The sequence below is a fragment of the Kitasatospora sp. NPDC127111 genome (assembly GCF_042677465.1).
In the GTDB taxonomy this organism is placed as follows: domain Bacteria; phylum Actinomycetota; class Actinomycetes; order Streptomycetales; family Streptomycetaceae; genus Kitasatospora.
Genome location: NZ_JBHXTG010000103.1, coordinates 1 through 26,220, shown reverse-complemented (window position 1 = coordinate 26,220; position 26,220 = coordinate 1). Strand labels below are relative to the sequence as shown.

General features: G+C 74.8%; 25 protein-coding genes and 1 pseudogene. 14 read left to right on the top strand and 12 right to left on the bottom strand.

Going from position 1 to position 26,220, the window contains the following annotated elements; translation table 11 throughout:
- Positions 1 to 51: 51 nt before the first annotated feature.
- The 5 genes from glnII to ACFVHB_RS37005 form a co-directional block, all read right to left on the bottom strand.
- Positions 52 to 1,074 carry a glutamine synthetase gene (gene glnII, locus ACFVHB_RS37025; RefSeq protein ID WP_380331417.1) on the bottom strand — a complete coding sequence of 341 codons (1,023 nt, stop codon included), beginning with the start codon at positions 1,072 to 1,074 and terminating at the stop codon, positions 52 to 54.
- A 189-nt stretch (positions 1,075 to 1,263) separates the two neighbouring features.
- The gene (locus ACFVHB_RS37020; protein ID WP_380331414.1) at positions 1,264 to 2,298 is read right to left on the bottom strand and encodes an SCO1860 family LAETG-anchored protein; all 1,035 of its coding nucleotides are present in this window, start codon (positions 2,296 to 2,298) and stop codon (positions 1,264 to 1,266) included.
- A 161-nt stretch (positions 2,299 to 2,459) separates the two neighbouring features.
- Complete coding sequence (locus ACFVHB_RS37015; RefSeq protein WP_380331411.1) at positions 2,460 to 3,137, bottom strand: uracil-DNA glycosylase; 678 nt, start codon at positions 3,135 to 3,137, stop codon at positions 2,460 to 2,462.
- Positions 3,138 to 3,307: 170 nt separating this feature from the next.
- Positions 3,308 to 4,399, bottom strand: a complete 1,092-nt coding sequence (locus ACFVHB_RS37010) for an amidohydrolase family protein (protein ID WP_380331408.1) — start codon at positions 4,397 to 4,399, stop codon at positions 3,308 to 3,310.
- Positions 4,400 to 4,568: 169 nt separating this feature from the next.
- Complete coding sequence (locus ACFVHB_RS37005; protein ID WP_380331405.1) at positions 4,569 to 6,209, bottom strand: APC family permease; 1,641 nt, start codon at positions 6,207 to 6,209, stop codon at positions 4,569 to 4,571.
- A gap of 256 nt (positions 6,210 to 6,465) precedes the next feature.
- Here ACFVHB_RS37005 and ACFVHB_RS37000 point away from each other — a divergent pair, with 256 nt between their 5' ends.
- The gene (locus ACFVHB_RS37000; RefSeq protein WP_380331403.1) at positions 6,466 to 8,061 is read left to right on the top strand and encodes a phosphonate degradation HD-domain oxygenase; all 1,596 of its coding nucleotides are present in this window, start codon (positions 6,466 to 6,468) and stop codon (positions 8,059 to 8,061) included.
- A gap of 38 nt (positions 8,062 to 8,099) precedes the next feature.
- Here the strand turns inward: ACFVHB_RS37000 and ACFVHB_RS36995 are convergent, their stop codons facing one another.
- Positions 8,100 to 8,939, bottom strand: coding sequence for a GntR family transcriptional regulator (locus ACFVHB_RS36995; protein WP_380331422.1), 840 nt, complete (start codon positions 8,937 to 8,939; stop codon positions 8,100 to 8,102).
- Positions 8,940 to 9,292: 353 nt separating this feature from the next.
- On the opposite strand from ACFVHB_RS36995, the gene ACFVHB_RS36990 reads away from it, so the two are divergent.
- The 8 genes from ACFVHB_RS36990 to ACFVHB_RS36955 all read left to right on the top strand — a co-directional run bounded on the left by ACFVHB_RS36990 (position 9,293) and on the right by ACFVHB_RS36955 (position 15,672).
- Positions 9,293 to 10,462, top strand: a complete 1,170-nt coding sequence (locus ACFVHB_RS36990; RefSeq protein WP_380331400.1) for an ABC transporter substrate-binding protein — start codon at positions 9,293 to 9,295, stop codon at positions 10,460 to 10,462.
- Positions 10,463 to 10,518: 56 nt separating this feature from the next.
- Positions 10,519 to 11,484 (top strand): ABC transporter permease, encoded by a 966-nt coding sequence (locus tag ACFVHB_RS36985; protein ID WP_380331397.1) that lies wholly within the window; start codon positions 10,519 to 10,521, stop codon positions 11,482 to 11,484.
- Positions 11,472 to 12,350, top strand: a complete 879-nt coding sequence (locus ACFVHB_RS36980) for an ABC transporter permease (protein WP_380331394.1) — start codon at positions 11,472 to 11,474, stop codon at positions 12,348 to 12,350. The genes ACFVHB_RS36985 and ACFVHB_RS36980 overlap by 13 nt, the downstream gene beginning before the upstream one ends.
- Positions 12,351 to 12,370: 20 nt before the next feature.
- Positions 12,371 to 13,456, top strand: a complete 1,086-nt coding sequence (locus ACFVHB_RS36975) for an ABC transporter ATP-binding protein (protein WP_380331392.1) — start codon at positions 12,371 to 12,373, stop codon at positions 13,454 to 13,456.
- A gap of 33 nt (positions 13,457 to 13,489) precedes the next feature.
- Positions 13,490 to 14,167 (top strand): HAD family hydrolase, encoded by a 678-nt coding sequence (locus ACFVHB_RS36970; protein ID WP_380331389.1) that lies wholly within the window; start codon positions 13,490 to 13,492, stop codon positions 14,165 to 14,167.
- Positions 14,168 to 14,175: 8 nt separating this feature from the next.
- On the top strand, positions 14,176 to 14,496 hold the full coding sequence (locus ACFVHB_RS36965) for a DMT family transporter (protein ID WP_380331386.1): 321 nt from the start codon (positions 14,176 to 14,178) through the stop codon (positions 14,494 to 14,496).
- Positions 14,497 to 14,824: 328 nt separating this feature from the next.
- On the top strand, positions 14,825 to 15,097 hold the full coding sequence (locus tag ACFVHB_RS36960) for a hypothetical protein (protein WP_380331383.1): 273 nt from the start codon (positions 14,825 to 14,827) through the stop codon (positions 15,095 to 15,097).
- Positions 15,094 to 15,672, top strand: coding sequence for a hypothetical protein (locus ACFVHB_RS36955; RefSeq protein ID WP_380331380.1), 579 nt, complete (start codon positions 15,094 to 15,096; stop codon positions 15,670 to 15,672). Before ACFVHB_RS36960 ends, ACFVHB_RS36955 begins: the two co-directional genes overlap by 4 nt.
- A gap of 130 nt (positions 15,673 to 15,802) precedes the next feature.
- On the opposite strand, the gene ACFVHB_RS36950 is transcribed toward ACFVHB_RS36955, so the two are convergent.
- From ACFVHB_RS36950 to ACFVHB_RS36930, 5 genes are all read right to left on the bottom strand, one after another.
- Positions 15,803 to 16,480 (bottom strand): phosphonatase-like hydrolase, encoded by a 678-nt coding sequence (locus ACFVHB_RS36950; protein ID WP_380331377.1) that lies wholly within the window; start codon positions 16,478 to 16,480, stop codon positions 15,803 to 15,805.
- Between the two features lie 12 nt (positions 16,481 to 16,492).
- On the bottom strand, positions 16,493 to 17,614 hold the full coding sequence (locus ACFVHB_RS36945) for a TIGR03364 family FAD-dependent oxidoreductase (protein WP_380331374.1): 1,122 nt from the start codon (positions 17,612 to 17,614) through the stop codon (positions 16,493 to 16,495).
- Positions 17,615 to 17,723: 109 nt separating this feature from the next.
- Entirely contained in the window at positions 17,724 to 18,236 is a 513-nt protein-coding gene (locus ACFVHB_RS36940; protein ID WP_380331371.1) for a pyridoxamine 5'-phosphate oxidase family protein, read from the bottom strand.
- 194 nt (positions 18,237 to 18,430) lie between these two features.
- Positions 18,431 to 19,099, bottom strand: coding sequence for a phosphatase PAP2 family protein (locus ACFVHB_RS36935; protein WP_380331368.1), 669 nt, complete (start codon positions 19,097 to 19,099; stop codon positions 18,431 to 18,433).
- A complete protein-coding gene (locus ACFVHB_RS36930; RefSeq protein WP_380331365.1) occupies positions 19,096 to 19,770 on the bottom strand; it encodes a DedA family protein in 675 nt (224 codons plus the stop codon). The genes ACFVHB_RS36935 and ACFVHB_RS36930 overlap by 4 nt, the downstream gene beginning before the upstream one ends.
- Positions 19,771 to 19,882: 112 nt before the next feature.
- Here ACFVHB_RS36930 and ACFVHB_RS36925 point away from each other — a divergent pair.
- From ACFVHB_RS36925 to ACFVHB_RS36915, 3 genes and pseudogenes are all read left to right on the top strand, one after another.
- Positions 19,883 to 20,248 (top strand): annotated as a pseudogene (locus tag ACFVHB_RS36925) (BlaI/MecI/CopY family transcriptional regulator); the annotation flags it as partial.
- A gap of 170 nt (positions 20,249 to 20,418) precedes the next feature.
- Entirely contained in the window at positions 20,419 to 21,555 is a 1,137-nt protein-coding gene (locus tag ACFVHB_RS36920) for a M48 family metalloprotease (protein ID WP_380331362.1), read from the top strand.
- A 249-nt stretch (positions 21,556 to 21,804) separates the two neighbouring features.
- Positions 21,805 to 23,310, top strand: coding sequence for a GAF domain-containing protein (locus ACFVHB_RS36915; protein WP_380331359.1), 1,506 nt, complete (start codon positions 21,805 to 21,807; stop codon positions 23,308 to 23,310).
- Here ACFVHB_RS36915 and ACFVHB_RS36910 read toward each other — a convergent pair.
- Positions 23,262 to 23,762 (bottom strand): SsgA family sporulation/cell division regulator, encoded by a 501-nt coding sequence (locus ACFVHB_RS36910; protein ID WP_380331356.1) that lies wholly within the window; start codon positions 23,760 to 23,762, stop codon positions 23,262 to 23,264. The two genes, ACFVHB_RS36915 and ACFVHB_RS36910, sit on opposite strands and share 49 nt — an antisense overlap.
- A gap of 365 nt (positions 23,763 to 24,127) precedes the next feature.
- On the opposite strand from ACFVHB_RS36910, the gene ACFVHB_RS36905 reads away from it, so the two are divergent.
- Positions 24,128 to 25,501, top strand: a complete 1,374-nt coding sequence (locus ACFVHB_RS36905) for a hypothetical protein (RefSeq protein ID WP_380331354.1) — start codon at positions 24,128 to 24,130, stop codon at positions 25,499 to 25,501.
- A 151-nt stretch (positions 25,502 to 25,652) separates the two neighbouring features.
- Positions 25,653 to 26,220: TerD family protein (locus tag ACFVHB_RS36900; RefSeq protein ID WP_380331420.1), on the top strand; the 568-nt coding region annotated here is incomplete at its 3' end.

Here is a 26,220-nt window from a genome sequence, read left to right as displayed (position 1 = left end):
GGCCCTCCCCCGGGCGGGGAAGGGCCGACGGCCGTACGACGAAGGGGCGGATCAGACCTGGCCGGCCTTCTCCAGCGCCGCGCAGCAGGTGTTGATCAGCAGGCGGGTGACGACGTAGGGGTCGACGTTCGCGTTCGGGCGACGGTCCTCGATGTAGCCCTTCTGCTCCACCTCGACCTGCCACGGGATGCGGACCGACGCGCCGCGGTTGGAGACGCCGTAGCTGTAGACGTTCCACGGGGCGGTCTCGTGCTTGCCGGTCAGGCGGGACTGGATGTCGTCACCGTACTGGTTGACGTGCTCCAGGACCTTCTCTTGGGAGGCGCCGAGCGACTCGCAGGCGGTGATGATGGCCTCGTAGCCCTCGCGCATCGCCTTGGTGGAGAAGTTGGTGTGGGCACCCGCACCGTTCCAGTCGCCACGGGCCGGCTTGGCGTCCAGGGTGGCGTCGATGCCGAACTCCTCGGCGGTGCGGTACAGCAGGTAGCGGGCGATCCACAGGTCGTCCGAGACGGTCAGGGCGTCGACCGGGCCGATCTGGAACTCCCACTGGCCGGGCATGACCTCGGCGTTGATGCCGCAGATCGCCAGGCCGGCGTCGATGCAGCGGTCGAGGTGCAGCTCGACGATCTCGCGGCCGAAGACCTCCTCGGCGCCGACGCCGCAGTAGTAGCCACCCTGCGGGGCCGGGTAACCGCCCTCGGGGAAGCCCAGCGGGCGGGAGCCCTTGAAGAAGGTGTACTCCTGCTCGATGCCGAAGATCGACTCCTGAGCGGCGTACTTCTCGTCGACCTCGCGCAGCAGGGCGCGGGTGTTGGACTCGTGCGGGGTACCGTCCGTCTCCAGGACCTCGCAGAGGACCAGGATGTGGTCGCCGCCGCGGATCGGGTCCTTGACGACCTTGACCGGCTCGAGCACGCGGTCCGACGCGTGGCCCTCTGCCTGGTTGGTGGAGGAACCGTCGAAGCCCCAGGTGGGGATCTTGTCCGCATTGGCCAGGACGCGAGTCTTGGAACGGAGCTTGGCGGTCGGCTTGGTGCCGTCGATCCAGATGTACTCGGCCTTGATTGCCACGGCGGTGTACCTCGCATTGCTGGGTGGTGGGTGCCCGCGTAGCGTTGCAAGCCGCCGTTTCCCGGTTGTTCCTCTCATGTAACGCCCAGGTGAACCAACCGTCCGCGTCGGCACGGTCACGGTGCGGGAGTGCCGCCGGTGGCACTCCCGCACCGCACGACTGCCGCGCGGCGCCGCCGGGGGCTCCGCTCAGTGCCGCCGGGCGTGGGCGGCCCGGCGGCGGGTGGCCCGGAGCGCACCGCCGCCGACCGCGACCAGGGCGGCCGCGCCCACGGCGAGCGGGCCGGTGGCGCCGCTGCCACCGGTGGCGGCGAGGTTGCCACCGGCCCCGGTGGCGCTCGCGGTGGCGGCGTACGGGGCGGCGGCGCGGCCCGGCGCGCCCGGGGTGGTGTCCACGACGGGCTGGACGGCCGGGGTGCCGCCCGGTCCGGGGGTGGTGGGGGCGGGGGTGGTGGGGGCGGGGGTGGTGGGCGTGGCCGGACCGGACGGCTTCTCGCAGCTCACCGAGGCGACGGTGATCCTCCCGGTGACCTTGGCGACGTTGAGGTCGAGCGGGTTCACCTCGATCCGCACCTCCAGGGCGGAGGCGGCGGCCGTGGTCGAGGTGGTGGTCTGCTTCGAGAACTCCACCGAGACGCTGCCGACCAGCGGCACGTCCACCTTGGTCGGCCCGTACAGGCTGAGGGTGACCGGCTTGCCGAGGACGGTGAGCTTGGCGGGCGCGACCACGTTGGCGGTCGGCTGCCCGTCGACCGGGCAGGTGGCCTCGGAGCTGAGCGCCGCCAGGCCCAGCAGGGTGGTGGCCGGCAGGCCGGGGGCGTGCACGTCGGCGTTGACCAGCTTGACCGAGGCCGCGGTGCCCTTGGCGTCGGCCGTGGTCACCGACCTGCCGACGTCCGCCTTGACCAGGGTGACCGGCCCCTGCTGGTCGACCCCGTCGACCTTGGCGGTGAGCACCGAGCCCTCGCGCTGCGCCGGGGTCTCGACCTTGTTGAGCGCGATGTTCACCGGGACGTCCACCGCCTTGTTCAGCAGGCTGACGTCCAGGGCGAGTTCGGCGGTGACGGCGCGCGCCTTGCCGGGCGACGCGCTGCCGGGCGACGGGCTGCCGGGCGACGCGCTGCCGGGCGACGGGATCGGTTCGGCGGCCCGGACCGGCGGGGCGGTGAGCAGAGTGCAGGCCGCGAGGACGGCGGCTGCAGAAACGATTCGGCGAGAAGACATGGCGGCTCCCCCACAACGGAAATGATGAGCCGCCAGTCTTCTCGAACGCTCCGTCACCCGAGTCGCACGGAACGTCATTTCACCCATTAGGGTGAGGTTGACGCCCCGGGGTGACCGGGCTCTGCTACGTCAGCCGACGCGCTGCGGCAACGCCCGAAGCGCTACGGCAGCCGCCAGTCCACCGGCTGCGCGCCCTGCCGCGCCAGCAGGTCGTTGGCCCGGCTGAACGGCCGCGAACCGAAGAAGCCGCCGTTCGCCGAGTACGGGCTCGGGTGCGCCGACTCGATGGCCGGCACCTCCCCCAACAGGGGGCGCAGATTGCGCGCGTCACGCCCCCAGAGGATCGCCACCAGCGGGCCGCCGCGCGCCACCAGTGCCCGGATCGCCTGCTCGGTGACCTCCTCCCAGCCCTTGCCCCGGTGCGCGGCGGGCTTGCGCGGCGCGGTGGTCAGCGCCCGGTTCAGCAGCAGCACGCCCTGCCGCGTCCACGGCGTGAGGTCCCCGCTGGACGGCTGCGGCAGCCCGAGGTCGTTCCCGTACTCCTGGAAGATGTTGATCAGGCTGGCCGGGATCGGCCGCACCTCCGGCGCCACCGAGAAGCTCAGGCCCACGGCGTGGCCGGGCGTCGGGTACGGGTCCTGCCCGACGATCAGCACCCGCACGTCGGCGAAGGGTTGCTGGAAGGCGCGCAGGACGTTCGGCCCCGAGGGCAGGTACGTGCGGCCGGCGGCCAGCTCGGCGCGGAGGAAGTCGCCCATGGCGGCGACCCGCCCGGCGACCGGCTCCAGCGCGGTGGCCCAGCCGGGTTCGACGATCTCGTTGAGTGGACGCGGTGCCATGGTCGCCACCCTATCGGCCTACACCGACACGCCGTTCACCCGGATGATCATCGTTCCGCAAGCCGGGGGGCGGCCGACGAGGAACCGGCGGGGAACCGAGGAACCGGCGGGGCGCCGACGGGACGCCGCGGACGGTCCCGGCGCCGGACGGGCCCGGCGCCGGACAGGCGCTACCCCACCGGCCGCCCGCGCAGCACCACCAGCCGCGGGTCGGCGAGCACCCGGACGTCGGCGCGCGGGTCCTCGTCGTACACCACGAAGTCGGCCGGCGCGCCCTCCTCCAGGCCCGGCCGGCCCAGCCAGCGGCGCGCGCCCCAGCTGGCCGCCGAGAGCGCCTCGGCCGGGGTCAGCCCGGCCTTCACCAGCTCGGCCACCTCGTCCGCGACCAGGCCGTGCGCGAGCGAGCCGCCCGCGTCCGTGCCGACGTAGACCGGGATGCCCGCGTCGTGCGCGGCGCCCACCGTGTCGTACCGACGCTCGTGCAGCCGTCGCATGTGCGCGGACCAGGCCGGGAACTTGGCCTCGCCCCCGGCCGCCAGGCCCGGGAAGGTGGCGATGTTGACCAGCGTCGGGACGATCGCGACGCCGCGCTCGGCGAAGACCGGGATCAGCTCCTCGGTCAGCCCGGTGGCGTGCTCGACGCAGTCGATGCCGGCCGCCAGCAGGTCGGGCAGCGACTCGGCCGCGAAGCAGTGCGCCGTGACCCGCGCGCCCTCCTCGTGCGCCGCCGCGATCGCCTCGGCGAGCGCGTCCCCGGGCCAGCAGGCGGTCAGGTCGCCGCGCTCGCGGTCGATCCAGTCGCCGACCAGCTTCACCCAGCCGTCGCCGCGCCGGGCCTCGGCCCGGACGTAGGCGGCGAGGTCGCCGGGCTCGATCTCGTGCGCGTAGTTGCGGATGTAGCGGCGGGTGCGGGCGATGTGCCGGCCGGCCCGGATGATCCGGGGCAGGTCCTCGCGCTCGTCGATCCAGCGGGTGTCCGCGGCCGAGCCGGCGTCGCGGATCAGCAGGGTGCCGGCGTCACGATCGGTGACCGCCTGCTTCTCGCTGGTCTCCGCGTCGACAGCGCCGTGCGCGTCCAGGCCGACGTGGCAGTGCGCGTCCACCAGACCGGGCAGCACCCAGCCGGACACCGTCCGGACGTCGTCCGCGCCCGGCGGGCGGGTGAAGCTCACCCGGCCGTCCACGACCCAGAGTTCGTCCCGGACGTCCTCCGGGCCGACGAGTACCCGACCCCGGACGTGCAGCACCGCAGCATCGCTCATGGCCCGCACTCTACCGACGCGGATGCCGCCCGTGAGCGGCGGAAGTGCGGGCGACTCGTTCCGGTACCCACCATTCCGTCGCGCGAAGGGCCGAAGACGTGAGCGAGCGAAGAGGAGCGGCCCCCGTCGAGCACGGGGGCCGCTCCGTCCGAAGTGTTCCCGGGCCGGCTCAGTGCCCGCCCGCCTCCACCACCTCGACGCCGCGGATGTTCCGTTCGATCTCCTCCACCGGCAGCGCGACCGCCAGGGCCCAGTAGTAGATCACCAGGGAGAACACCACCACGACGAGGATGTCCCACCAGAGCGGCAGATTGCCCTGGGCCCCCTCGCCGAAGGAGCCCTGCCAGGAGATCAGGCCCATGCCGACCAGGTAGACCGGCAGCCACTGCCCGGCCTTGAAGTCCATCCGGGGCGCGTTCGGCACGCCCTTCGAGACCGCGTACGCGGAGTACCCGCCGAGCAGCAGGTAGCCGATCAGGATCGCCAGGCCCAGCCGCCACAGGGTGTCCCAGCCGGCCCAGAAGATGACCAGGCTCGCCACCGCGAAGGCGATCGGCGAGATGATCGTGCCGGCGGGCAGGTGGTACGAGCGCTCCAGCGCGGGCAGCCGCTTGCGCAGCACGCCGAAGGCCAGCGGCGCGCCCGCGTACATCAGCACGACGGCGGAGGTGATGAAGCCGACCAGCCGCTGCCAGCTGGGGAACGGCAGGAAGCAGAGCACGCCCGCGACCCAGGCGATGATCAGGCCGAGCCAGGGCACCGAGCGCTTGTCGGTGAACTGCAGGGTCTGCGGCGCGTAGCCGTTGCGGCTCAGGCCGTAGGTGACGCGCGAGCTCGAGGTGATGTAGACGAGCCCGGTGCCGGCGGGCGAGATGATCGCGTCGATGCGGAGGACGGTGGCCAGCCAGCCGAGGCCGATCAGCGTCGAGAGGCCCGCGAACGGTCCGCTGATGCCCGGGTAGTCGAGGGCGCTCCAGCCGCCCGCGATGGTCTCCGGCGGCAGGGCGCCGATGAACACCACCTGGAGCAGGACGTAGATCAGCGTGCCGATCACCACCGACCCGAGGACGGCCCGCGGGATGTCCCGCCGTGGGTTGCGGCTCTCGCCCGCCCACTGGATGGCCTGCTCGAAGCCGAGCAGGGCGAAGATCACCCCGCTGGTGCTGATCGCCGCGAGCACGCCCTTGGCGCCGTCCGGCGCGAACCCGTGGTCGCTGAAGTTGGAGCCGTGGAACTCGGTGAACCCGAGGACGAAGATCGCCAGGATCGGGACGAAGACCTTCCACACGGTGGCCACGCTGTTGGTGTGCGCGAGGAGGCGGACGCCCAGGAAGTTGATCGCCACGAAGGCGCCGAGCAGGGCGGCCGCGACCACGAAGCCTTCGGCGGTCAGCGTCTGGTTCGGGTTCAGCAGGCCGTTCGCCCAGGTCCAGTGCTGGGCGTAGTTGATCATCGCCTGGACTTCGATCGGCGCGATGGTCGCCGCCTGCAGCCAGGTGAACCAGCCGAACGACATCCCCGCGAACCCGCCGAACGCGTAGTGCGGGTACCGCGCCGTCCCGCCCGCCACCGGGAACAGCCCGCCCAGTTCGGCGTGGACCAGCGCCAGCAGGATGATCGCCACCGCGCCGACGCCCCACGAGACCAGCGCCGCGGGGCCCGCCGCGACCGCCGCCTTCTCGGCCCCGAACAGCCAGCCCGACCCGATGATCGCCCCGACCGAGGCCCAGAGGAGCCCGATCACCCCGACTTCCCGTTTCAGCCCGGTATGCCCCGATGCAGCCGGGGTCTCAGTCGTGGGGTGAGCCATGCCAAGCCGCCTCTCACGTCAGGGAAGTCCACCCCGACAGTGCCCCAGCCACCACCACTCCCCCGCGCCGAAACGCCCCGAGCCCCACCCACCTCACCCGATCGGCCGCACCGCGCGCCCGGCGCCGCCCGGTCCCGGCACAGTTCCTCCGGCGTTCACCCGGGGGGCACGCGGAACTCACCGGGGGACGGCAGGCTGCGGGCGGGGTGAAGTTGGCTATACAACTTGATCCGGGACGCTGCCGAGGAGGAGACCCATGACCGAGCTGCCGCCGTACTGGCTGCGCGACAACTGCCCGTGCACCGAGTGCCGGGATCCGCGGAACGGGCAGAAGCTGTTCCAGATCGGCGACCTGCCGGAGGGGCTGACGGTCGCGGCGCGGGTGGAGATCGGGGGGAGGCTGGAGGTGCTCTGGTCGGACGGGCACCGGTCGCGGTACCCGCTGGAGTGGCTCGACGACCCGGGCGAGGGCGACGGGCGGACGGAGGAGGGGAAGCGGCTCTGGGTGGCGGCGGACTTCGCGCGGGGGCTCCCGGAGGCGGGGTGGGAGGCGTACCTGGGCGACCCCGCCGAGCGGGCCGCGGTGCTGGGCGCCGTACGGCGCAGCGGGTTCGCGGTGCTGCGCGGGGTGCCGGCCGTGGAGCGGCAGGTCCTGGAGGTGGCCGGGAGCTTCGGGTACGTGCGGGTCACCAACTACGGGGAGCTGTTCGACGTCCGGGTCGAGCCGGACCCGAACAACCTGGCGTTCACGAGCGCGGCCGTCACCCCGCACACGGACAACCCGTACCGGGACCCGGTGCCGACGCTCCAGCTGCTGCACTGCCTGGAGAACTCGGCGACCGGCGGGGACTCCGGGCTGGTGGACGGGTTCAAGGCGGCGGCGGTGCTGCGGGAGGAGGCGCCCGCGGAGTTCGCGACCCTGACCCGCACTCCGGTGCCGTTCGTCTTCCGTGACCGCCGGACCGAACTGCGCGCCGACCGGCCGCTGATCGAGGTGGACGCGCGCGGCCGGATCCGGGAGGTGCGGTTCAACAACCGGTCGATCGGGACGCTGCGCGGCACCTCCGAGGAGCTCGCCGCCTTCTACGCCGCGTACCGGCGCTTCGCCGCGATCACGCTGCGGCCGGAGCTGCGGCTCACCTTCCGGCTCGACCGCGGCGACTGCCTGGTCTTCGACAACACCCGCCTCCTGCACGCCCGTACGGCGTTCGAGCAGGACGGCCGGCGCCACCTCCAGGGCTGCTACGCCGACCTGGACTCGCTGAGCAGCACCCTCGCCGTGCTGCACCGCCGCTCCGCCGCGCTGGACGCGATCGCCGGGCTGTTCGCGGGCGAGGGCGCCGGCGAGTACCTGGGCGAGGAGGTCACCATGGCCGAGCACATGCTGCAGGCCGGCGCGGCCGCCGAGGCGGCGGGGGCGCCGGCGCACCTGGTGGCCGCCGCGCTGCTGCACGACGTCGGCCACTTCCTCGACGAGCACGGCCGGGGGACCACGCACGGCAAGGACCTGATGCGGGGGCAGGACAACCGGCACAGCGCCACCGGGGCCGACTGGCTGGCGCAGTGGTTCGGCCCGGAGGTCACCGAGCCGGTCCGGCTGCACGTGGCCGCCAAGCGGTACCTGTGCGCGGTCGAGCCGGGCTACCGGGAGCGGCTGTCCGCAGCGTCCGAGTACACCCTGAACGTCCAGGGCGGCCCGATGGACGAGCGGCGGGCCGCCGCCTTCGCCGCCCTCCCGGGAGCGGCCGACGCGGTGGCGGTGCGCCGCTGGGACGAGCGGGCGAAGACGGCCGGTGCCGCGACGCCGGACTTCGAGCACTACCGCCCGCTGCTCACCGCCCTGATGCGCTGAGTCGCGCCCGAGCGCGCGGGGCACGCCCGGGAGGCGGGTCAGTCCCCCTCCCGGGCGTGCCGGGAGAGTGCCGAGGTGGCGAGCGAGTTGTGCACGCTGAAGGCCACCGTCCCCGGCAGGTAGCGGTCCTGGGACCACTCCACCGGGGTGCCGGTCGGATCCGTGGTCCGGCGCCGTTCGCGCAGCAGCGGGCCGCCGCGGCGGCAGCCGAGCAGGCGGGCGTCCTCCGCGTTGGCGGCGACGACGTCGATGGTGTGGTCGGCGTCGGTGAACAGGATGCCGTGCTCGCGCAGCACCTCGGTGTGCGAGACGACGTCCGGCGGCAGCTGGGCGACGATCTCGCCGACCCGCGGCGGGTAGACGGTGCGCTCGACCATCACCGGCGTGCCGGAGAGGGTGCGGAGACGGACCGTCACGTACACCTCGGAGCCGGGCTCCAGGCGCAGCTGCTCGCGCTCGGCGGCGTCGGCCGGGCGGCGGACCAGCGAGTCCAGGATGCCGCCGGGCTCCTCGCCCATCGAGTACGCCCAGTGCGTGAAGCTGAGCAGTTCGGAGAAGCTCTGCACCCGGGCGGTGCCGAGCACCACCCGCCGGGTGCCGCGCCGGGAGGTGACCAGTCCGTCCGAGCGCAGCACCGCCAGGGCCTGGCGGACGGTGCCGCGCGAGACCCCGTACTGCTCGGCCAGTGCGCCCTCGGCGGGCAGCCGGCCGGCCTCGCCGTACGCACCGGTGGTGATCGCCTCGCGCAGGTCGGCGGCCACCTGGCGGTAGAGCGTGCCGGCGGCGCGGTCCGTTCCCGCGGCACCGGCCGAACCGGCCGCGGGGGCAGCCGGAGTGGAGGCAGCGGGGGCCTCGGGGCGGTCGGGCTCCAGTGCCACGTCAGTCAATGTCCCTCCTGGGGCGGTGTCCTGCGCAGCCGTACCGGCGCGGACAGCCCGACCTTATCCCGCTGCGCGTTCGAAGCATCGCACCCGCGGGATCGCTCGCCGATGGCCTGATTCGACCGTTCCCGCAGCCGACTCCGGTTCCGGGCCGTCCGTTCACCTTCCCGTCACCGGGCTCCGGCGTACTTACCCCCGTCAGCGAAGTTGGCTAGTCAACTCGGGCGCTCCCGAACGGCCACCCGCTCGACCCGACCCTCGCAACGAAGCACCTCGCGCATCACCCCCCTCGCAGCACCCTCCTTTCGCACCGCCCCCTTCGCAGCACCCCCCGATCAGGAGACTGACCCGTGACCGTGCACCGTGCCCGCGCCGCCGCCTTCGCGGCCGTTCTGACCGCTGCCGCGCTCTCCCTCACCGCCTGCGGCTCCGCCGGTTCGTCCGCCAAGGCCGGCGACGCCGCCAAGGCCGGCGCCAAGGACGCCAAGGACGCCACCTCGGCCGCCGACTTCGGCGGCCTGGACGCCCTCGTCGCCGCGGCCAAGAAGGAGGGCAAGCTGCACGTCATCACGCTGCCCAAGGACTGGGCCAACTACGGCAAGATCATGGACTCGTTCAAGGCCAAGTACGGCATCGAGATCGAGGACGAGAACCCGGACGGCTCCAGCCAGGACGAGATCAACGCGATCACCTCCCGCAAGGGCCAGGACCGCGCCCCCGACGTGGTCGACCTGGGCAGCGCCTTCGCCCTCCAGGCGGTCAAGGACGGCCTGCTCGCCCCCTACAAGGTGGCCGCCTTCGACAAGGTGCCGGACACCATGAAGGACCCGGCCGGTGCCCGCGTCAACGACTACGGCGGCTACATCTCCATCGGCTGCGACGCCAAGAAGATCGCCAACTGCCCGAAGACCTTCGCCGACCTGCTCAAGCCCGAGTACAAGGGCCAGGTCGCGCTCAACGGCAACCCGACCAAGTCCGGCTCCGCCTTCGGCGGCGTCTACGCGGCCGCGCTCGCCAACGGCGGCTCGCTGGACAACATCCAGCCCGGCATCGACTTCTTCGGCAAGCTGAAGGCCTCCGGCAACTTCAACCCCGTCGAGTCCACCCCGGCCACCATCGAGAAGGGCGAGACCCCGATCTCGATCGACTGGTCCTACCTGAACGCCGGCTACACCGACGAGTTCAAGGACAAGGGCGTCGACTGGAAGGTCTCCGTCCCCGGCGACGGCAGCTACGCCCAGTTCTACAACCAGGGCATCAACAAGTGGGCCCCGCACCCGGCGGCCGCCCGCCTGTGGCAGGAGTACCTGTTCAGCGCCGAGGGCCAGAACCTCTTCCTCGGCGGCTACGCCACCCCCGCCACCTTCGACGCGCTGAAGAAGGACGGCACCCTGGACGCCGCGGCCGCCGCCAAGCTGCCGACCGTCGAGAAGCCGTTCACCACCTTCCCGACCCAGGACCAGATCACGGCCGCCAAGAAGGTCGTCACCGAGAACTGGACCAAGGCCATCGCGGGCTGACGATCAGCCACCCCGGCAACGATCGACGGCACAACTCGAACGGGCTGATCCCACTCATGACCACGGCTCCCACCCCGGTGCCGACCACCCCCGCCGCCACCGACCTCGGTGGCGGCGCGGGGGCGTCCGCCACCGCCACCCACACCACCCCCACCCCCCGCCGGCGCACCCGCCGGCGCACCGGCGGCGCCTCCTGGCTCGCCACCGTGCCGCTCTTCCTGTTCTTCGCGATCGGCTTCGGCCTGCCCGCCGTCGCCATCGTGATCGGCGCCTTCACGACCTCCAGCGACGCGGAGGGCGGCGGCGGCCAGTTCACCTTCGACAACCTCACCGCCTCCGTCCAGGGCGCGTACTGGACGGCGATGCTCAGCAGCCTCAAGCTGTCCGCGCTCACCGCGCTGCTCGCCACCGTGATCGGCCTGCCCGTCGCCCAGGCCGTGGTGACCTCCCGGCACACCTGGCTGCGCCAGGCCGTGCTGACCGCCTCCGGCGTGCTCGCCAACTTCGGCGGCCTGCCGCTCGCCTTCGCGTTCGTCGCCACCCTCGGCAACGCGGGCGAGGTCACCAAGCTGCTGCACCTGACCGACCACGGCTGGACGCTCTACTCCTTCACCGGCCTCACCATCGTCTACCTGTACTTCCTCGTCCCGCTGATGGTGCTCACCATCACCCCCGCCCTGGACGGCCTGCGGGTGCAGTGGCGCGAGGCGGCCCACAACAACCGGGCCACCACCGTCCAGTACTGGCGCCACGTCGCCCTGCCGATCCTGCTGCCCTCGCTGCTCGGCGGCTTCGTGCTGCTCTTCGGCAGCGCCTTCGCCGCGTACGCCACCGCCGCGGCCATGGTCGGCGCGACCGTCCCGCTGGTCAGCCGCTCGATCGCGGACGCGCTCTCCGGCAACGTGCTGGTCGGGCAGGGCAACCTCGCCCTCGCCCTCAGCCTCGACATGATCGTGGTGGCCGTCCTGGTGATGGCCGTGTACCTCCCCCTCCAGCGCCGGAGTGCCCGATGGCTCAGCTGACCTCCGCCCGTACCGGCCCGAAGGCCCGCACCTCCGGCCGCGGCAACCCGCCGCGCCGCAAGGTGCGCTGGTGGCGCGGCGCCGTCCTGCTGCTGGCCGGCGTCTACTTCCTCGTGCCGCTCGCCGCCGCCGGGTACTTCTCCGTCGACGACCCGAAGGGCTTCTCCTTCGAGGCGTACACCGGCCTGCTGAGCGCCCCCGGCTTCCTGGACAGCCTCTGGCTCACCCTGGGGCTCGCCGTCGTCACCGTCCTGGTGCTGCTGCTCCTGCTGGTGCCCGCCCTGATCGCGGTCCGGCTCGGCTCGCCGAGGCTGCGCCCGGTGATCGACGTGCTCTGCACCCTGCCGCTGGTCGTCCCGCCCGTCGCGCTGACCGCCGGCCTGATCGGCGTGCTCCGCTGGGGCCCGGACCACCTGATGGACACGCCGTTCTTCCAGACCTTCGTGTTCGTCCAGGACCCGGACTTCCCGCTGGTCCTGGTGATCGCCTACGTGCTGATGTCGCTCCCGCTCGCCTACCGGGCCGTCGACGCCGGTCTGCGCGCGGTGGACGTGCGCACCCTGGTCGAGGCCGCCCGCAACTGCGGCGCGGGCTGGCCGCGCGCGGTGTTCACCGTCGTGCTGCCCAACCTGCGCGGCGCGCTGCTGAACGCCTCCTTCCTGACCCTGGCGCTGGTGCTCGGCGAGTTCACCGCCGCCTCGATCCTCGGCTACCAGCCCTTCCCCGTGTGGATCTACTCGGTCGGCAACAGCCAGGCCCACATGTCGGTCGCGGTCTCCATCCTGAGCCTGCTGATCACCTGGCTGCTGCTGCTCCTGCTGGCCACCGTCGGCCGCGAGCGCCGCCACCGGACCACCACCTCCTGAAACCCCCGGAGTTGCCCACCATGACCACGGTTACCGCCCCCGTCGCCGACGTCCCCCTCGCTCCCGGCGGCGCGACCGTCGAATTCCGCGGCCTGCGCCGCTCGTTCGGCGCCACCACCGCCCTGGACGGCCTCGACCTGACCGTCCACCCGGGCGAACTCCTCGCCCTGCTCGGCCCGTCCGGCTGCGGCAAGACCACCGCGCTGCGCATCCTGGCCGGCTTCGAGCAGCGCGACTCCGGCCAGGTGCTGGTGGACGGCGCCGACATCACCGCGATCCCCGCGCACAAGCGCGACGCCGGCATGGTGTTCCAGTCGTACAGCCTCTTCCCGCACCTGACCGCCGCCGACAACGTCGCCTTCGGCCTGCGGATGCGCGGCACCGGCAAGGCCGAACGCCGCCGCCGCGCCCACGAGCTGCTGGAACTGGTCGGTCTGCCGCAGCACGCCGACCGCTACCCGCACCAGATGTCCGGCGGCCAGCAGCAGCGCATCGCGCTCGCCCGCGCGCTCGCCCTGCAGCCGCGCGTGCTGCTCCTCGACGAGCCGCTGTCCGCGCTCGACGCCAAGGTCCGGCTCTCGCTGCGCGAGGAGATCCGGCGCCTGCAGCAGGAGCTGGGGATCACCACGCTGTTCGTCACCCACGACCAGGAGGAGGCGCTCTCGATGGCCGACCGGGTCGCGGTGCTGCGCGCCGGCCGGCTGGAGCAGTGCGCCACCCCGTCCCAGCTGTACGCCCGTCCGGCGACCGCCTTCGTCGCCGAGTTCGTCGGCACGATGAGCCGGATCCCGTGCGTGCGGGTCGGAGACGCCGTGGAGGTGCTCGGCCGCCGCCACGCCGTGGACGGGACGACGCCGGCCGTCGGCTCGCTCGAAGTCCTGGTCCGGCCGGAGAACGTGCTCCTGGCACCCGCGCAGGACGGCCCGGCGCTGGTCGTCTCCGCGTCCTTCCTGGGCGCCGTCACCCGCCTCACCGTCCGGCTCGACGACGGCACCGAGGTCAAGGCCGACCTGCCGACCGAGGCCGCCGCCGCCCTGCCGATCGGTTCGCGCGCCGCACTGGCGCTCCCGGAGCGTCCGGTCCTGGTGGACCGTCGTACGGTCTGAACCGCCTCTTGACGAACCACCGAAGGTACCGCCATGCCTGCTGATTCCCCTTTGCCCGCCGCCGTCCTCTTCGACATGGACGGCACCCTCGTCGACACCGAGCACCTCTGGTGGCAGGCCGCCGCCGAACTCGCCGACGAGCTGCACCACTCCCTCACCGACCAGGACGCCCCCGAGGTGCTCGGCCGGGCCGTCGAGCACACCGCCGCCCACCTGCACCGGGTCAGCGGCACCGAGCTCAGCGAGGCCGAGCTCGCCGACCGGCTCGGCGAGTCCTTCTTCGGCAAGGTCGCGGCCGAGACCGTCCCGCGGCCGGGCGCGCTCGCCCTGCTCGCCGAACTGCGGGACGCCCGGGTGCCCACCGCGCTCGTCTCGGCCTCGCCGCGCCGGGTGGTCGACCTGGTGCTCGGCACCATCGGCCGCGACTGGTTCGCGGTCACCCTCGCCGCCGAGGACACCCCGCGCACCAAGCCCGCCCCCGACCCCTACCTCGCCGCCGCCGAGCGGCTCGGCGTGGACCCGGCCGCGTGCGTCGCCGTCGAGGACACCCCGACCGGCGTCGCCTCCGCCACCGCGGCCGGCTGCGCGGTGCTCGCCGTGCCGTCCAGCGACGCGGCCATCCCCGACGGGTCCCGGGTCACCCTGCTGGACAGCCTGGAGCGGGCCGACCTCGCCCTCCTCGGGAGGCTCTCCACCGCGCCCGGGGTTTGATGTCCCCCATGCCCTACGTACTCCTCGCCCTGGCGATCCTCAGCGAAGTCTGCGCCACCAGCTGCCTGAAACTCACGGACGGCTTCAGCCGGCTCTGGCCCAGCGTGGGCGTGGCCGTCGGCTACGTGCTCTCCTTCGTGCTGCTCGGCCGCGCCCTGAAGCACATCCCGGTGTCGGTCGCGTACGCCGTGTGGTCCGGCGCCGGGACGGCCGCGGTGGCCGGCATCGGCGTGGTCGCCTTCGGCGAGTCGCTGGGGCGGCTGCAGTGGCTGGGGATCGCCCTGGTGATCGTCGGCGTGGTGGTGCTCAACCTGCGCGGCAGCCACTGACGCGGGTGCCGGGCGGTGCGGGTGCCGCCCGGCACACCCCGCCCGGGTGGGCGAGGGTCGTCAGGAGGCGATCGGCCCGAGGGGGGTGCCGCCCGAGGCGTCGCCCGCGAGTCCGGAACGCCGCGAACGACAAGCTGTTCCCGAAGGAGGTGGGCGAGGCCGGCGCCCACGATCTGGCTCCGCATTCCGTCGAGGGCCACTTCCGCGCCTGGGAGCGGACCTTGGGACTGAACCCGCCCAGAACAGCGATCGCGGAAGATCTTTCGGACATTGATAGCGTGGTCTCCGAGATCAAGCGGGAGCTGCGGCGGAACGGGGGGAAGCTCAGGTGACAGGTGGTCCGTCGCGCGTCGTACTGGACCGCCTGAGAGCGGTCGAGTGGAGCAACCGGGACGGCGCGCACGACCATGCCGGCTCCCGGGCCGCCCTGATGCGCGAGCGCGGCGGCGGCTTCCACGTCGGGGAGTACATCGACCTCGACGGCATCTCCGTCCCCCTGGGCCGGCTGTCCGACCACCTCTCGGACACCCCCGTCGTCGCGCTCGACGCCGTCGCGCTCGACGCCTTGGACACCTCGGCCACCGCGGACACCGGCAGGTGAACGAACCGGCTCCCGCGCCGGACGCGCCCCGCGCCACCGCGGACCGGATCAGGGCGATCGAGTGGCGGGCGTTCGAGCGGGCCGATGCGCACGTCTTCTCGCGGGCGGCCCTCCTGGAGGAGTACTTCCGGCGGGCCGCACTCTGGCTCGACGCCCACGGCGAGCCCGCATGGTGGCCGTTCTTCGACCTCGCCGCCGTGGTCGCCCCCTCGGTGCGCGCGGATCCGGCGCTGATCGCGGAGGTCGAGGGCTTCATCGACGAGCACGTCGCCAACCCGCACGTCCTCACCGGCTCGGTCGCCGCCGTCCACTGGGCGGCTCTCCGTGAAGCGCGGGGCGTCCGACTCGACGATCCGCCCGACCCGTTCGAGCCGCTGATCCGCTTCTACGAGCGGGGCGGCATCGCCTTCCGGCTGGAGAACGGCTTCGTCGACCTCGGCGTGGTGATGGTTCCGCGCGGCAACTGGCGTCAGCACCTGGCCCCGACGCCCGTCGTCGAACTGGACGACCGGGTGCTCGACACGGTGGACGCGGAAGGCTGGGCGCGGTTGCGCGAGCGGATGGCGCGCCGCTGACCGTGCCGGCACGTGAAGATCCGGCGTACCGGCGGACGTGACGAACGGTCACCCGTCACGCCACGGGCGGGGAGGCGCTCCCTCTCGCGTCCCCGCCCACCCCGCCGGCCCTCGTGGCCGGCCCGCGTGCTCAGCCCGCGAGCAGCCCGGGCAGGTCGGCGACCGACTTCAGCACGTGCGTCGCCCCGTCCGCCCGGAGCCGGGCCTCGTCGTGGGCGCCGGTGAGGACGCCGGCGACCACCGAGGCGCCGGCCCGGGAGCCGGTCAGCATGTCGTAGCCGGTGTCCCCGGCGACCGCGATCTGGCGGACCGAGTCGGTCCCGGTGCGCAGCAGCGCGGTGAGCGCCAGGTCGGGGTAGGGGCGGCCGCGGCCGGCCTCGGCGGGGCAGAGCGTGAGGTCGGCGACCGACTCCCAGCCGAGCGCGCGCAGGATGCGGTCCTGGGTGGCCCGGGAGAAGCCGGTGGTGAGGACCACCTTCCGGCCCTGGCCGCGGAGTTCGGCGATGGCCTCGGCCGCGCCGGGCAGCGCGGCGCAGTGCCCGGCGTCGACCAGGTCGTGGTAGGCGGCCTCGAAGGCGGCGTTGGCGGCCTGGGCCTTCTCCTCGGCGCCGAACAGGTGCCGGAAGACGGAGATCTTGGACTCGCCCATGGTGGCCCGGACGTGCTCCAGCATGCGGGCCTGCTCCGGGCTGCCCGCCTCGACGCCGAGCGAGCCGGCGGCGGCCCGGAAGGCCCGCTCGACCAGGCCGTCGTCGGCCACGGTGGTCCCGGCCATGTCGAGCACGATCAGACGGATGTCCAGCGACATGTTCAACTCCTCCTAGAGGTTCGCGAGTTCGGCGGTGGTCTCGGCGATGGCGGGCGAGCACGTCATGCCCCGGCCGCCGGGGCCGGTGACCAGCCAGACGGCGTCGCGGACCCGCTCCCGATGGACGACCCGGGTGGTGTCGACGCACTGCGCGTACACCCCGGCCCAGCGGCGGCGCACCCGGGGCAGCGGCCGGCCGAGCAACTCCTCGGCCACGCCGACGAGGTGGTCGTACGGGTCCTCGACCACGTCGAAGCCGAACGGCTGGTCGTACTCGTGGGTGTCCCCGATGGTGAGCCCGCCGTCGCGGCGCTGGACCATCAGCAGCTGCATCCCGTGCTCGGCGGCGACCGGCGGCTGCGGCTGCGCGTCCCGGAGCCGCTCCAGCGCGTCGCCGGCGAAGGCGGGGTAGTAGCGGAAGCTGTCGCCGTCCGCGACCGAGGTGGTCAGCGGTTCGTCCAGCGGATCGGTCTGCATCATCTGCAACCGGACGCGGCGGACCGGCAGTTCGGGTGCCAGCTCGCGCACCAGGCCGCCCAGCCAGGCGCCGGTGCAGAGCACGACGAGGTCGCCGGTGTGGACGTCGCCGTGGTCGTCGCGGACGGCGTTCTCGCCGATCACCTCGCGGACCTCGCGGCCGGGCAGGAAGGTGTAGCGGCCGGTGGCCCGCAGGGCGGCGCGCAGCGCGGGCTGGGCGGCGCGCGGTTCGACGGCGGCGTCGCACTCGCACCACAGGGCGCCGAGCAGCTTGCCGCACAGGGCGGGGTTGGCGGCCCGGGTCTCCTCCGCGTCGAGCAGCCGGTAGCCGCGGGCGGCGGCGTCGGGCAGCGTCAACACCTGCTCGGCGACGGCGAGTTCGGCCTCGGTGCGGAGCGCGGTGAGCGAGCCGTTGGCCCGGAAGCCGAGGTCGGGCACCTGCGCGCCGATCCGCTCCCACAGTTCGCGGGCCCGCAGCGCGGTGTCCAGCTCCTCGCCCCCGGCCCGGCCGCTGACCCAGACCAGCCCGAAGTTGCGCACGGAGGCGCCGCGCGCCTCGCTCTCGCGCTCCAGGTGGACGACCTCGTGGCCGCGCTCGACGGCCTGCCAGGCGTGCATGGTGCCGAGCACGCCTGCTCCTACGACGATGACTCTCATGCGGCCAGGCTGGTGCCGCGAGGTGGCCGCCAGGGGTCCGGCTCCGGTCCCGCAGGTGAACCGACCGAAAAGTTGTACAGACAACCTGGTGGGCAAAGCCGGACGGCGGTCAGCGCACCACGGACGCCCGCAGGTAGTTGCGCCGCCCGAAGTGCGGCTCGTCCACGGCGGTCAGCTCCTCCACCTGGAACCGGTACAGCGCCGCGGCGCCGGCCCCGGCCAGGAACTGCCGCCGCACCTCCTCGTCCTGCCCGAACGACGGGTACCGCCCCTGGTAGGCGGCGAACGCGGCCTCCGCCTGGCGCCCCCACGCCTCCCCCGCGCTGCCGGTCAGCTGGACGCCGCGCAGCTGCTCGCCGAAGGCCGGCGGCGGCAGGAAGACGGTGGCCGCCGCCCGGGCCTCCTCGGCCAGGTGGTGGCTGTGCCGGGTGGCGCGCTCGCTGACGAAGTAGAGGACGAGGTCGTCGTCGTACGCGAAGAAGGCCAGGTTGGCGTGCGGGCCGTGCTCGTGGCCGGCGGTGGCCAGGGTGAGCACCATGGCCTCGGCGAGCAGCCCCTCCACCCCCTTGCGGAGCTCCTCCGCGGGCCAGTCCCCCTGGCTGACGTCGAGTCGGTACGGCATGGGCAGCACTCCCCTCCACGGGCACGCCCGGGCGCCGCGGCGCCCCGGCACGACTGAGCCGGGCGGGCGCCCCGGTCCCCGGGGCCCGCGCCCGGCTCACATGCTGCCCCCGCCGCCCCGGCCGGACAAGGGCCACGGCGGCCCGACGCCGTCGGCGCCGCGGGGCACCACCACCGGTGCCCCGGTCCCGGACCTCAGCGCCGCTGCGCCTCCAGCGGCGCGCGCCCGCCCGCCGCGGCGACGGCGCCCGGACCGAGCAGCGGGCGCAGCGCACCGTCGCGGGCCCGCCGGACCAGCGGCGCGGCCAGCCCGGCGGCCGGCGACAGCAGGACCGCCACCAGCACGCCGACCACCGCGCCGACCAGGACGTCGTGCGGGTAGTGGACGCCCACCCAGACCCGGGAGGCGCCCATCAGCACCGCGGCGATCCCCGCGATCCGGCCGAGCCGCCGGTCGGCGCACCACAGCGCGGCCGCGGCGGCGAACGCGACCACCGTGTGGTTGCTCGGGAAGGACCAGTCGCCGGCACCCGGGCAGGCCTCCAGCGTGCCGCGCAGGCCCAGCTGCGCACAGGGCCGGATCTCCTCCACCAGGCTCTTGAAGAAGGAGTTCACGGCGTACGCGACGAGCACGATCAGCGGGGAGGCCAGCACCCGGGCCATCACGGCCGGGCCCGCGCCGCGCGCCCGCCACCACGCGACGGTCATCAGGACGGCGAACAGGGCGAGGCCGACCGCCGACCACACCTTGACCAGCTGGTCCAGCCAGTACGGCGCGGCGTCCGCCCATCCGACCACCCGCCGGTACAGGCCGCCGTCGATGCCGCTGCCGTCGTACACCGCGAGGGCGCGGGAGGGCGTCATCGGTCGTCACCGCCGTGGCGGCGGGCCTTCCGGGCGCGGAACACTTCAAGAACAATCGGGATCACGGAGACAAGTACTACCAGACCCACGACGGGGAGCAGGTACTGGTCGATTCCGGGCACCGACGAGCCGAGCGCGTAGCCGGCCAGCACCACGCCGACCGTCCACAGCGCACCGCCCGCGACCTGCCAGAAGGTGAACGGGCGGACCGGCACGTCCAGCACGCCGCAGAGCGGGTTCAGCACCGTCCGGACCACCGGGATGAACCGGGCGAGCACGATCGCCTTGCCGTGACCGTACTTGGCGAGCAGTTCCTCGGCCCGCACGACGCCGTGCCGCAGGCTCCTCCGTTCGGAGCGGAGCAGCAGCGCCCGTCCGCCGCGCCGGCCGAGCAGGTAGCCGACCTGGGCCCCGGCCAGCGCGCCGACCAGGGCGGCCGGGATCACCTGGTAGAGCTCCAGCTGGGGGCCCTTGGTGGTGCCGGGGACGCAGAGCAGGCCGGCGGTGAACAGCAGCGAGTCGCCGGGCAGGAAGAACCCGATCAGCAGCCCGGTCTCGGCGAAGAGCACGACGGCGATGCCGAGCGCGCCGAAGGACGCGAGCAGGGACGAGGCGTCCAGCAGGTTCACCGCGAGCGGGTGAACGGCCGCATCGGCCGGGGACTGGAGCAAAGCTGGCGGACCTCCCGTACGTCGGGGCGGCACCAGCGGAGCACGCCCGAACCGTCTACAGTGACGTAGACGGTCGACATGACTGTAGACGAATCCGGGAGGAACCGCCGCGATGTCCGACGTACCGTCCGCCCGTCGGCCCGCCGGGGAGCTGGAGGCCGAGGTGCTGGCCACCCTCTGGGCCGCGCACCGGCCGCTGACGCCGCAGGACGTCCAGGCGGCCCTCGGCGACGACCTCGCCCGGACCACCGTCGCCACGATCCTCGCCCGGCTGCACGAGAAGGGCACGGTGGAACGCACCCGCGCGGGGCGCGCCTACGCCTACACCCCGACCGTCCCGGACCCGGCCGGGCTCGCGGCCCGCCGGATGCACACCGAGCTCGGCCGCGAGGCGGACCGCTCCACCGTGCTGGCCCGGTTCGTCTCCGACCTCTCCGCCGAGGACGAGCGGCTGCTGCGCGGACTCCTCGGCGACGGCACCGCACCGGACCGCACCGGAGCGGACGGCACCGCACCGGACCGCACCCGGCCCGACGGCGCCGACCCCGGTGGCGCCAACCCCGGTGGCGCCGACCCCGGTGGCGCCGACCCCGGTGAAACCGGCCCCAGCGGCACCGGCCCCGACCGCGCGACCGGACCGGCGGCCCCGTGATCGTCGCCGTCTGGGTGCCACTGCTGCTCCCCTTCCTCGCCGCCCCGCTGGCCCGCCGTCTCGCCGAGGGGCTCGCACCGCGGGCCGCCACCTGGACGCTGGCCGGCACCTCGGCCGTACTGGCCGGCGGCACGCTCTGCTCGCTCGGCCTGCTCGCCGCCGCCGGACTGCTCCGGCTGCCGCCGGTCGCCGCGCTCGGACACCTCTCGCTGCCCTGGCTGACCGCCACCGCGCCGCAGGCCGCGCCGGCGGCCGCACCGGCCGGGCTCGCCCTCACCGTGCTGGCCGTCCTGGCCGCCCGGACGGCACGCGAGCGCCACCGTGAACTGCACGCCGCCCGGGCCGCGCTCGGCCCGGACGACGGCCGGGACCCGGGGCGGGAGGGCGCGGACGAGCGCCGTCCGGGCCCGCGCGCCCCGCACGCCATCACGAGCCGGGCGCGCACCCCGGGCGCCCGGCTCGCCCACCGCGCCGCACCCGTCCGCCCCGCCGCGCTCAAGGCGCGCGCCCACGCCCTCCTGAGCCCCGCCGGCCCCGCCCCGCTCGCCGTCCTGGACGACGAGCGCGCCGACGCCTTCGCCCTCCCCGGCCGCCTCCCGCGCCCCGGCCGGCCCGGCGAACCGGGGCGGATCGTCGTCACCACCGGCATGCTGCGCGCCCTCACCGCCCCCGAACGGGCCGCCCTGCTCGCCCACGAGCGCGCCCACCTGACCGCCCGTCACCACCACTTCCTCGCCCTCGCCGAGCACGCCGCCGTCGTCCACCCGGCGCTGCGCCTGCTGCGCGCGCCGCTCGGCTACCAGGTGGAGCGCTGGGCCGACGAGGCCGCCGCCGACCGGGTCGGTGACCGCGCGGTCGCCGCCCGCGCCGTCGGCCGGGCCGCCCTGGCGGCGAGCCGTTCGCCCCGGCCGGACCGGCCCCGACTGGCGCCGGCCGCCCACGCCGGGCCGGTCCCGCGCCGGGTCGCGGCCCTGCTGCAGCCGCGCCCCGCCCCGAAGGGCGCCGCCCGCCGCGCCGCCGCCCTCGCGCTCGCCGCCTGCCTGGCGCTGACCGCGGCCACCGCCCTGGACGCCACCGCCGACCTGCACCGCACGGTTGAGGCCGCCCAACTGGGCGCTGCCGCCCGGCCCTGACGGGCAGCGCCGACCCGACCTGACGGGCAGCCAGGACCCGCCCGCGAGGGCAGCCGGGACCCGACCTTCCGGGCAACGGCGGGCACAGGGCCCGGCCGCACCGTGCCATAGCCGATTGGCATGCTCATTGTCATATTGGTCACCCCGCCGACTTGGCGGACCCCGTCCCCAGGACCGGGTCGCCCCCGTACGCTTTCGTCAGCGCGTCGGCCCCGACGCGCCCTCGATCGGCGGCGAGGAGCAACCCGAGTGCGGCAGACCGGACGGCAGACCCGACGGCCCGAGCGCCGAACCCCGCAGACCGCGGTGGAGCTGGCCAAGGTCCACGACCGCACCCTCGCCGACGCCGCCGTCCGCGACCTCGCCCGGGCCGCCGTGCCGGCCGACGACACCCCGCCCGGCCGCCAGCTCCGCCCCGAGATCGGCGACTCCTGGGCCCGCCTGCGCCGCCTCGGCCTCGACCCGGACGCCGGCGCCGTCGCCGTCCACCTCGGCCCCGCCGAGATCGAGCACCGCCGCCGGGCCAGCGGCCTCGACGCCGTCCTGCCCGTCCTGCGCGACACCCTGCTCGAACCGGTCGGCCAGACCCCGCTGATCCTCGCCATCGCCGACGCCGAGGGCCACGTCCTCTGGCAGGAGGGCGAACGCGCCCTGCGCCGCAGCGCCGACCGGATCGGCTTCCTCACCGGCGCCCGATGGATCGAGGAGAGCGTCGGCACCAACGGCATCGCCGCCGCGCTGCGCGCCCAGCGCCCGATGCACGTCCACTCCGCCGAGCACTACCTGCGCAGCCACCACGCCTGGACCTGCGTCGCCGCACCCGTGCGCGACCCGGGCACCGGCCGGATCGCCGGCGTGATCAACCTCAGCGGACCGGCCCACACCGTCCAGCCCTACCTGCTGCAGCTGACCGCCACCGCCGCCCGCCTCGCCGAGACCGAGCTGCGCGCCCGCCGCCTGGAGTCGCTGCACCACCTGCGCACCCTCGCCGCCCCGTTGCTGGCCCGGGTGAACGGCCCGGCCGTGGTGGTCGACGCCGAGGGCTGGACCGCCGCCGCGGCCGGCCTGCCGACCCCCGCCCGGCTCCGGCTGCCCACCGGCGGCTGGGACTCCGCCGCGGTGCACTGGCTGGCCGGCCTCGGCGAGTGCGCGATCGAACCGCTCGCCGACGGCTGGCTGATCCGCCCCGTCCGCCCGACCGAGGACGACGGGACGACGGAGGGCGGCACCGTCACCGCCGAACAGGCCGAGGGCGCCCGGCTCCGACTGGACCTGCGCCGGCCCGACCGGCCCGAACTCTCGGTGCACGGCGCGGCCGGCAGCTGGTCGCACGCGCTCAGCCCGCGCCACGCCGAACTGCTGCTCCTGCTCGCGGTCGAACGCGACGGCCACAGCGCGGCCCGGCTCGCCGACGCCCTGTTCGGCGACCCGGCCCGGACGGTGACGGTGCGCGCCGAACTGTCCCGGCTGCGCCGCTACCTCGGCGGCCTGCTGGCCCACCGGCCGTACCGGTTCGCCGAATCGGTGCTGGTCACCGTCCTCGGCCCGGACGACCCGTACGACCTGCTGCCGGTCTCCACGGCTCCGGCCGTCCGGCGGCTGCGGGCGGGCCTGGCCGCCGGGACGGTCCGACTGCCGGGCGACGCGCCGCCGGTGCCGGCGCCGCGCGCCCCGGGGGACGACGCCGTGCCCCCGCGGGCGCCGCGTCAGCCCTCGGCCAGCAGCGCGGACAGCTGGGCGTCGGTCGGGCCGTAGGCCTGCTCGGCCTCCTCCGAGACGAGCCGGTACGTCCGGTCCAGCCAGGCCTGGACCCGGGGCTTGGAAACCTCCAACAGCGCACTGCCGTGGGGTGATTCGAGCGCCAGGTGCAACGTCGAGCCGTGGCACGGGCAGTACGCCGGCCACAGCTTGACGTCGCCCTGGCCGCTCAGCGAGCGCAGGCCGTCGCGCAGCAGATCACGCGAGAACACCCAGTCGGCCTCGTCCGGCCGGCCGAGGTGGAACGTCAGCAACACCTCGTACGGGCGGGCGGCGTCGAACCGGAACCGCGTCCGCACCTCGCCGACCACCTCCTCACCCAGCGAGATCCGCAGCGTCAGCACCTCCTCCACCGCCGCCGGAGCGGCGGTGGAGCCTGCCTCATCGCCGCCCGTGGGGGTGGCGGCGAGAGGGGCACTGGAGGGTGCGGACAGCGGGTCGGGCGGCATGACGATCTCTCCGGGACGGCGTGGGATGCCCCCAGACTGCGCCACCGCCGACCGCACCGGCAAGGGTTGCAAGGAGGTTGCAATAACCCCCGCCGACCGGCCCCGGCCCTTACTCACCCCGCACCAGACGGAGCGTCAACTTCCGTTCTCCGAACGGTTGTCCACGGACCGGATTGATTCCGTCCGAGGACTGGCCGACCGCCCGGTCCCCGCTGGTACGCTCGTCCCCCTGCCGGCGCGGGCCCGAGCGGCTCCACCGGCCAGGCCCCGGACGGCAGGCCGCCCTTGACGGCGGTTCGGGCCCGCCGACGGCGCGTGGGAGAATGCTGCGACCGCAACGGCGACTTCGGGGAGGGAGGGCTCCGGTGGCTCTGCGCGAGGACACCGAGCAAGGCGTGCGGCACGAGTGCGACCGTCCGTACCAGCCGCACGAGCGCCACGGCCGGCACAGCCGGCCCAAGCCCTTCGGCGGCCGGCTCCGGTTGCCGACCCTGAAGTTCTCCGGCGCCGCGATGGCGATGTCCACCGTGGTCGGCATCAGCATCGCCACCACCCTCCTGCTCAACGAGCAGCAGGGCGTCGGACGCCGGGCCGGGGTGGCCCGCGTCGGCACCACGCCGCCGGTCGACCCGGGCGTCACCGACCGGACCGACGCCGCCGCCGACTCCCCGCCGGGCCCGGCCGCCCCGCCGCCGGCCGGCCGCTCCGGCAGCCGTCCCAGCCCGACCGCCTCGCCCTCCGCCGACGCGCAGCACCCGCCGACCGCCGGCGTGCCCTCACCGCGCGCCGGGGAGCACCGCGGCACCGGAGCCGACGACGCGCGGACCACCGGCCCGGCGCCCGCCACCGCCGCCACCGACGCCCCGTCCGACCCGGCCGCCGAGCCGCTCGGCCCGCCCCGGGGCGGGAACGCGGCCGTGACGCCCGCCCCCACCACTCCCACCCCGACCGGCACCGCCACGCCCACCGGCACCGCCACCCCGACCACCAGCACCGCGCCGACCGGCCACCGGCCGAACGGCCCCCAGCCCTTCGTCCCGACCGGTCCCGGCGCACCCGGCTACCCGCCGCCGCCCGACGTCCTCACCACCGGCCAGGACCTGGTCGGCACCGCGGACCAGGGCAGCGGCCCGGGCACCGACCAGGGCGGGCGGCCGACCGGCGCCGACGCCGGCCCCGGGGACCCCTCCGGCGACGAGGCCGCCGACCAGGCGCTCACCGGCGCCGCCGTCGTCCAGCCGCTCGGCCGCGACGGCACCCGCCACGTGCTCAGCCTCACCGTCGCCGAGCCGGTCACCGCGCTCCAGGCCGAGTTCCGCCTCGCCCCCGGCGAGCTGGCCCCCGGCACCGGCACCGCCTGGACCGACCTCGCCGGCGCCGTGATCACCGCCCACCAGGAGCGCGGCACCCTGGTCTACCGGTTCACCACGCCGGACGGCACCGACGTCCGGCCCGGCCGGTACACCTTCGGCGTCCGCGGCACCCGCCCGGCCCCCGCCCCCGCCACTCCCGAGGCCGCCGCCCCCACCACCGGGCCGGCCGGGGCGACCGGCGGACCGACCGGGCCGAGCGGCCCGACCGGTCGCGGCAACCCCACGGGCGCCCACGGCGGAACCACCGGCGCGCCGCGCAAGGCCGCGCCGGCCGAGAGCTGGAACGCCGCCGCCTTCGTCATCGGCCGTCCGCGGGCCGTCGCCGCCCTCGGCGGCTTCGCCACGGCCGCCCCCGCGCAGCGCTGAGCGACGATCCGACAACCCGACAGGTCACCGGCCTGCTCGGGCTCTTCTCCGCAGCACCGTTCGTTACTGTGGGTACCACTCGGCACGGCGCTCCCGACCCGGGCCCCGCCGCCGTGCCACCGCATCCGAGGAGGAGTTCGTGTCCACGGTCCTGACCCAAGGCGGCAACGCCCCGCTGACCGCCGCGCGGGTGACCGTCGAGGTCACCGCCCCCAAGGCGCTGGACGTCTCCGGCCTGTTGCTGACCGACGCCGGAAAGGTCCGCTCGGACGCCGACTTCGTGTTCTTCAACGCCCCGAACGGCCCCGGTGTCACGCACCGCCCGGCCTCCGGCGGCACCCCGGACGCCATCACCATCGACACCGCCGCCGTCCCGGCCGGCATCACCAAGATCGTGGTCACCGCCAGCCCCGACGAGGCGGGCGCGACCTTCGCCGGCATCGAGCCGACCGCCACCGTCCGGGACTCCGCCACCGGCGAGGTGCTGGTCACCTTCACCCCGCCGCAGCTCGGCCGGGAGACCGCGCTGATCGTGGTCGAGGTCTACCAGCGCAACGGCGCCTGGAAGGTCCGCGCCGTCGGCCAGGGCTACGCGAACGGCCTGGCCGGCATCGCCACCGACTTCGGCGTCACCGTCGACGACGAGCCCGCCCCGGCGGCCGCCGCCCCCGTCGCCGCGCCGGCCGCCCCGCCCGCCGCGCCGCCGGCCGCGCCCCCGG

Bases quoted from the DNA above. Each gene is read 5' to 3' on its own strand.
- ACFVHB_RS37020 (WP_380331414.1), bottom strand. From the start codon at position 2,298: ATGTCTTCTCGCCGAATCGTTTCTGCAGCCGCCGTCCTCGCGGCCTGC.
- ACFVHB_RS37015 (WP_380331411.1), bottom strand. From the start codon at position 3,137: ATGGCACCGCGTCCACTCAACGAGATCGTCGAACCCGGCTGGGCCACC.
- ACFVHB_RS37010 (WP_380331408.1), bottom strand. From the start codon at position 4,399: ATGAGCGATGCTGCGGTGCTGCACGTCCGGGGTCGGGTACTCGTCGGC.
- ACFVHB_RS37005 (WP_380331405.1), bottom strand. From the start codon at position 6,209: ATGGCTCACCCCACGACTGAGACCCCGGCTGCATCGGGGCATACCGGG.
- ACFVHB_RS37000 (WP_380331403.1), top strand. From the start codon at position 6,466: ATGACCGAGCTGCCGCCGTACTGGCTGCGCGACAACTGCCCGTGCACC.
- ACFVHB_RS36985 (WP_380331397.1), top strand. From the start codon at position 10,519: ATGACCACGGCTCCCACCCCGGTGCCGACCACCCCCGCCGCCACCGAC.
- ACFVHB_RS36980 (WP_380331394.1), top strand. From the start codon at position 11,472: ATGGCTCAGCTGACCTCCGCCCGTACCGGCCCGAAGGCCCGCACCTCC.
- ACFVHB_RS36975 (WP_380331392.1), top strand. From the start codon at position 12,371: ATGACCACGGTTACCGCCCCCGTCGCCGACGTCCCCCTCGCTCCCGGC.
- ACFVHB_RS36970 (WP_380331389.1), top strand. From the start codon at position 13,490: ATGCCTGCTGATTCCCCTTTGCCCGCCGCCGTCCTCTTCGACATGGAC.
- ACFVHB_RS36965 (WP_380331386.1), top strand. From the start codon at position 14,176: ATGCCCTACGTACTCCTCGCCCTGGCGATCCTCAGCGAAGTCTGCGCC.
- ACFVHB_RS36950 (WP_380331377.1), bottom strand. From the start codon at position 16,480: ATGTCGCTGGACATCCGTCTGATCGTGCTCGACATGGCCGGGACCACC.
- ACFVHB_RS36945 (WP_380331374.1), bottom strand. From the start codon at position 17,614: ATGAGAGTCATCGTCGTAGGAGCAGGCGTGCTCGGCACCATGCACGCC.
- ACFVHB_RS36940 (WP_380331371.1), bottom strand. From the start codon at position 18,236: ATGCCGTACCGACTCGACGTCAGCCAGGGGGACTGGCCCGCGGAGGAG.
- ACFVHB_RS36935 (WP_380331368.1), bottom strand. From the start codon at position 19,099: ATGACGCCCTCCCGCGCCCTCGCGGTGTACGACGGCAGCGGCATCGAC.
- ACFVHB_RS36910 (WP_380331356.1), bottom strand. From the start codon at position 23,762: ATGCCGCCCGACCCGCTGTCCGCACCCTCCAGTGCCCCTCTCGCCGCC.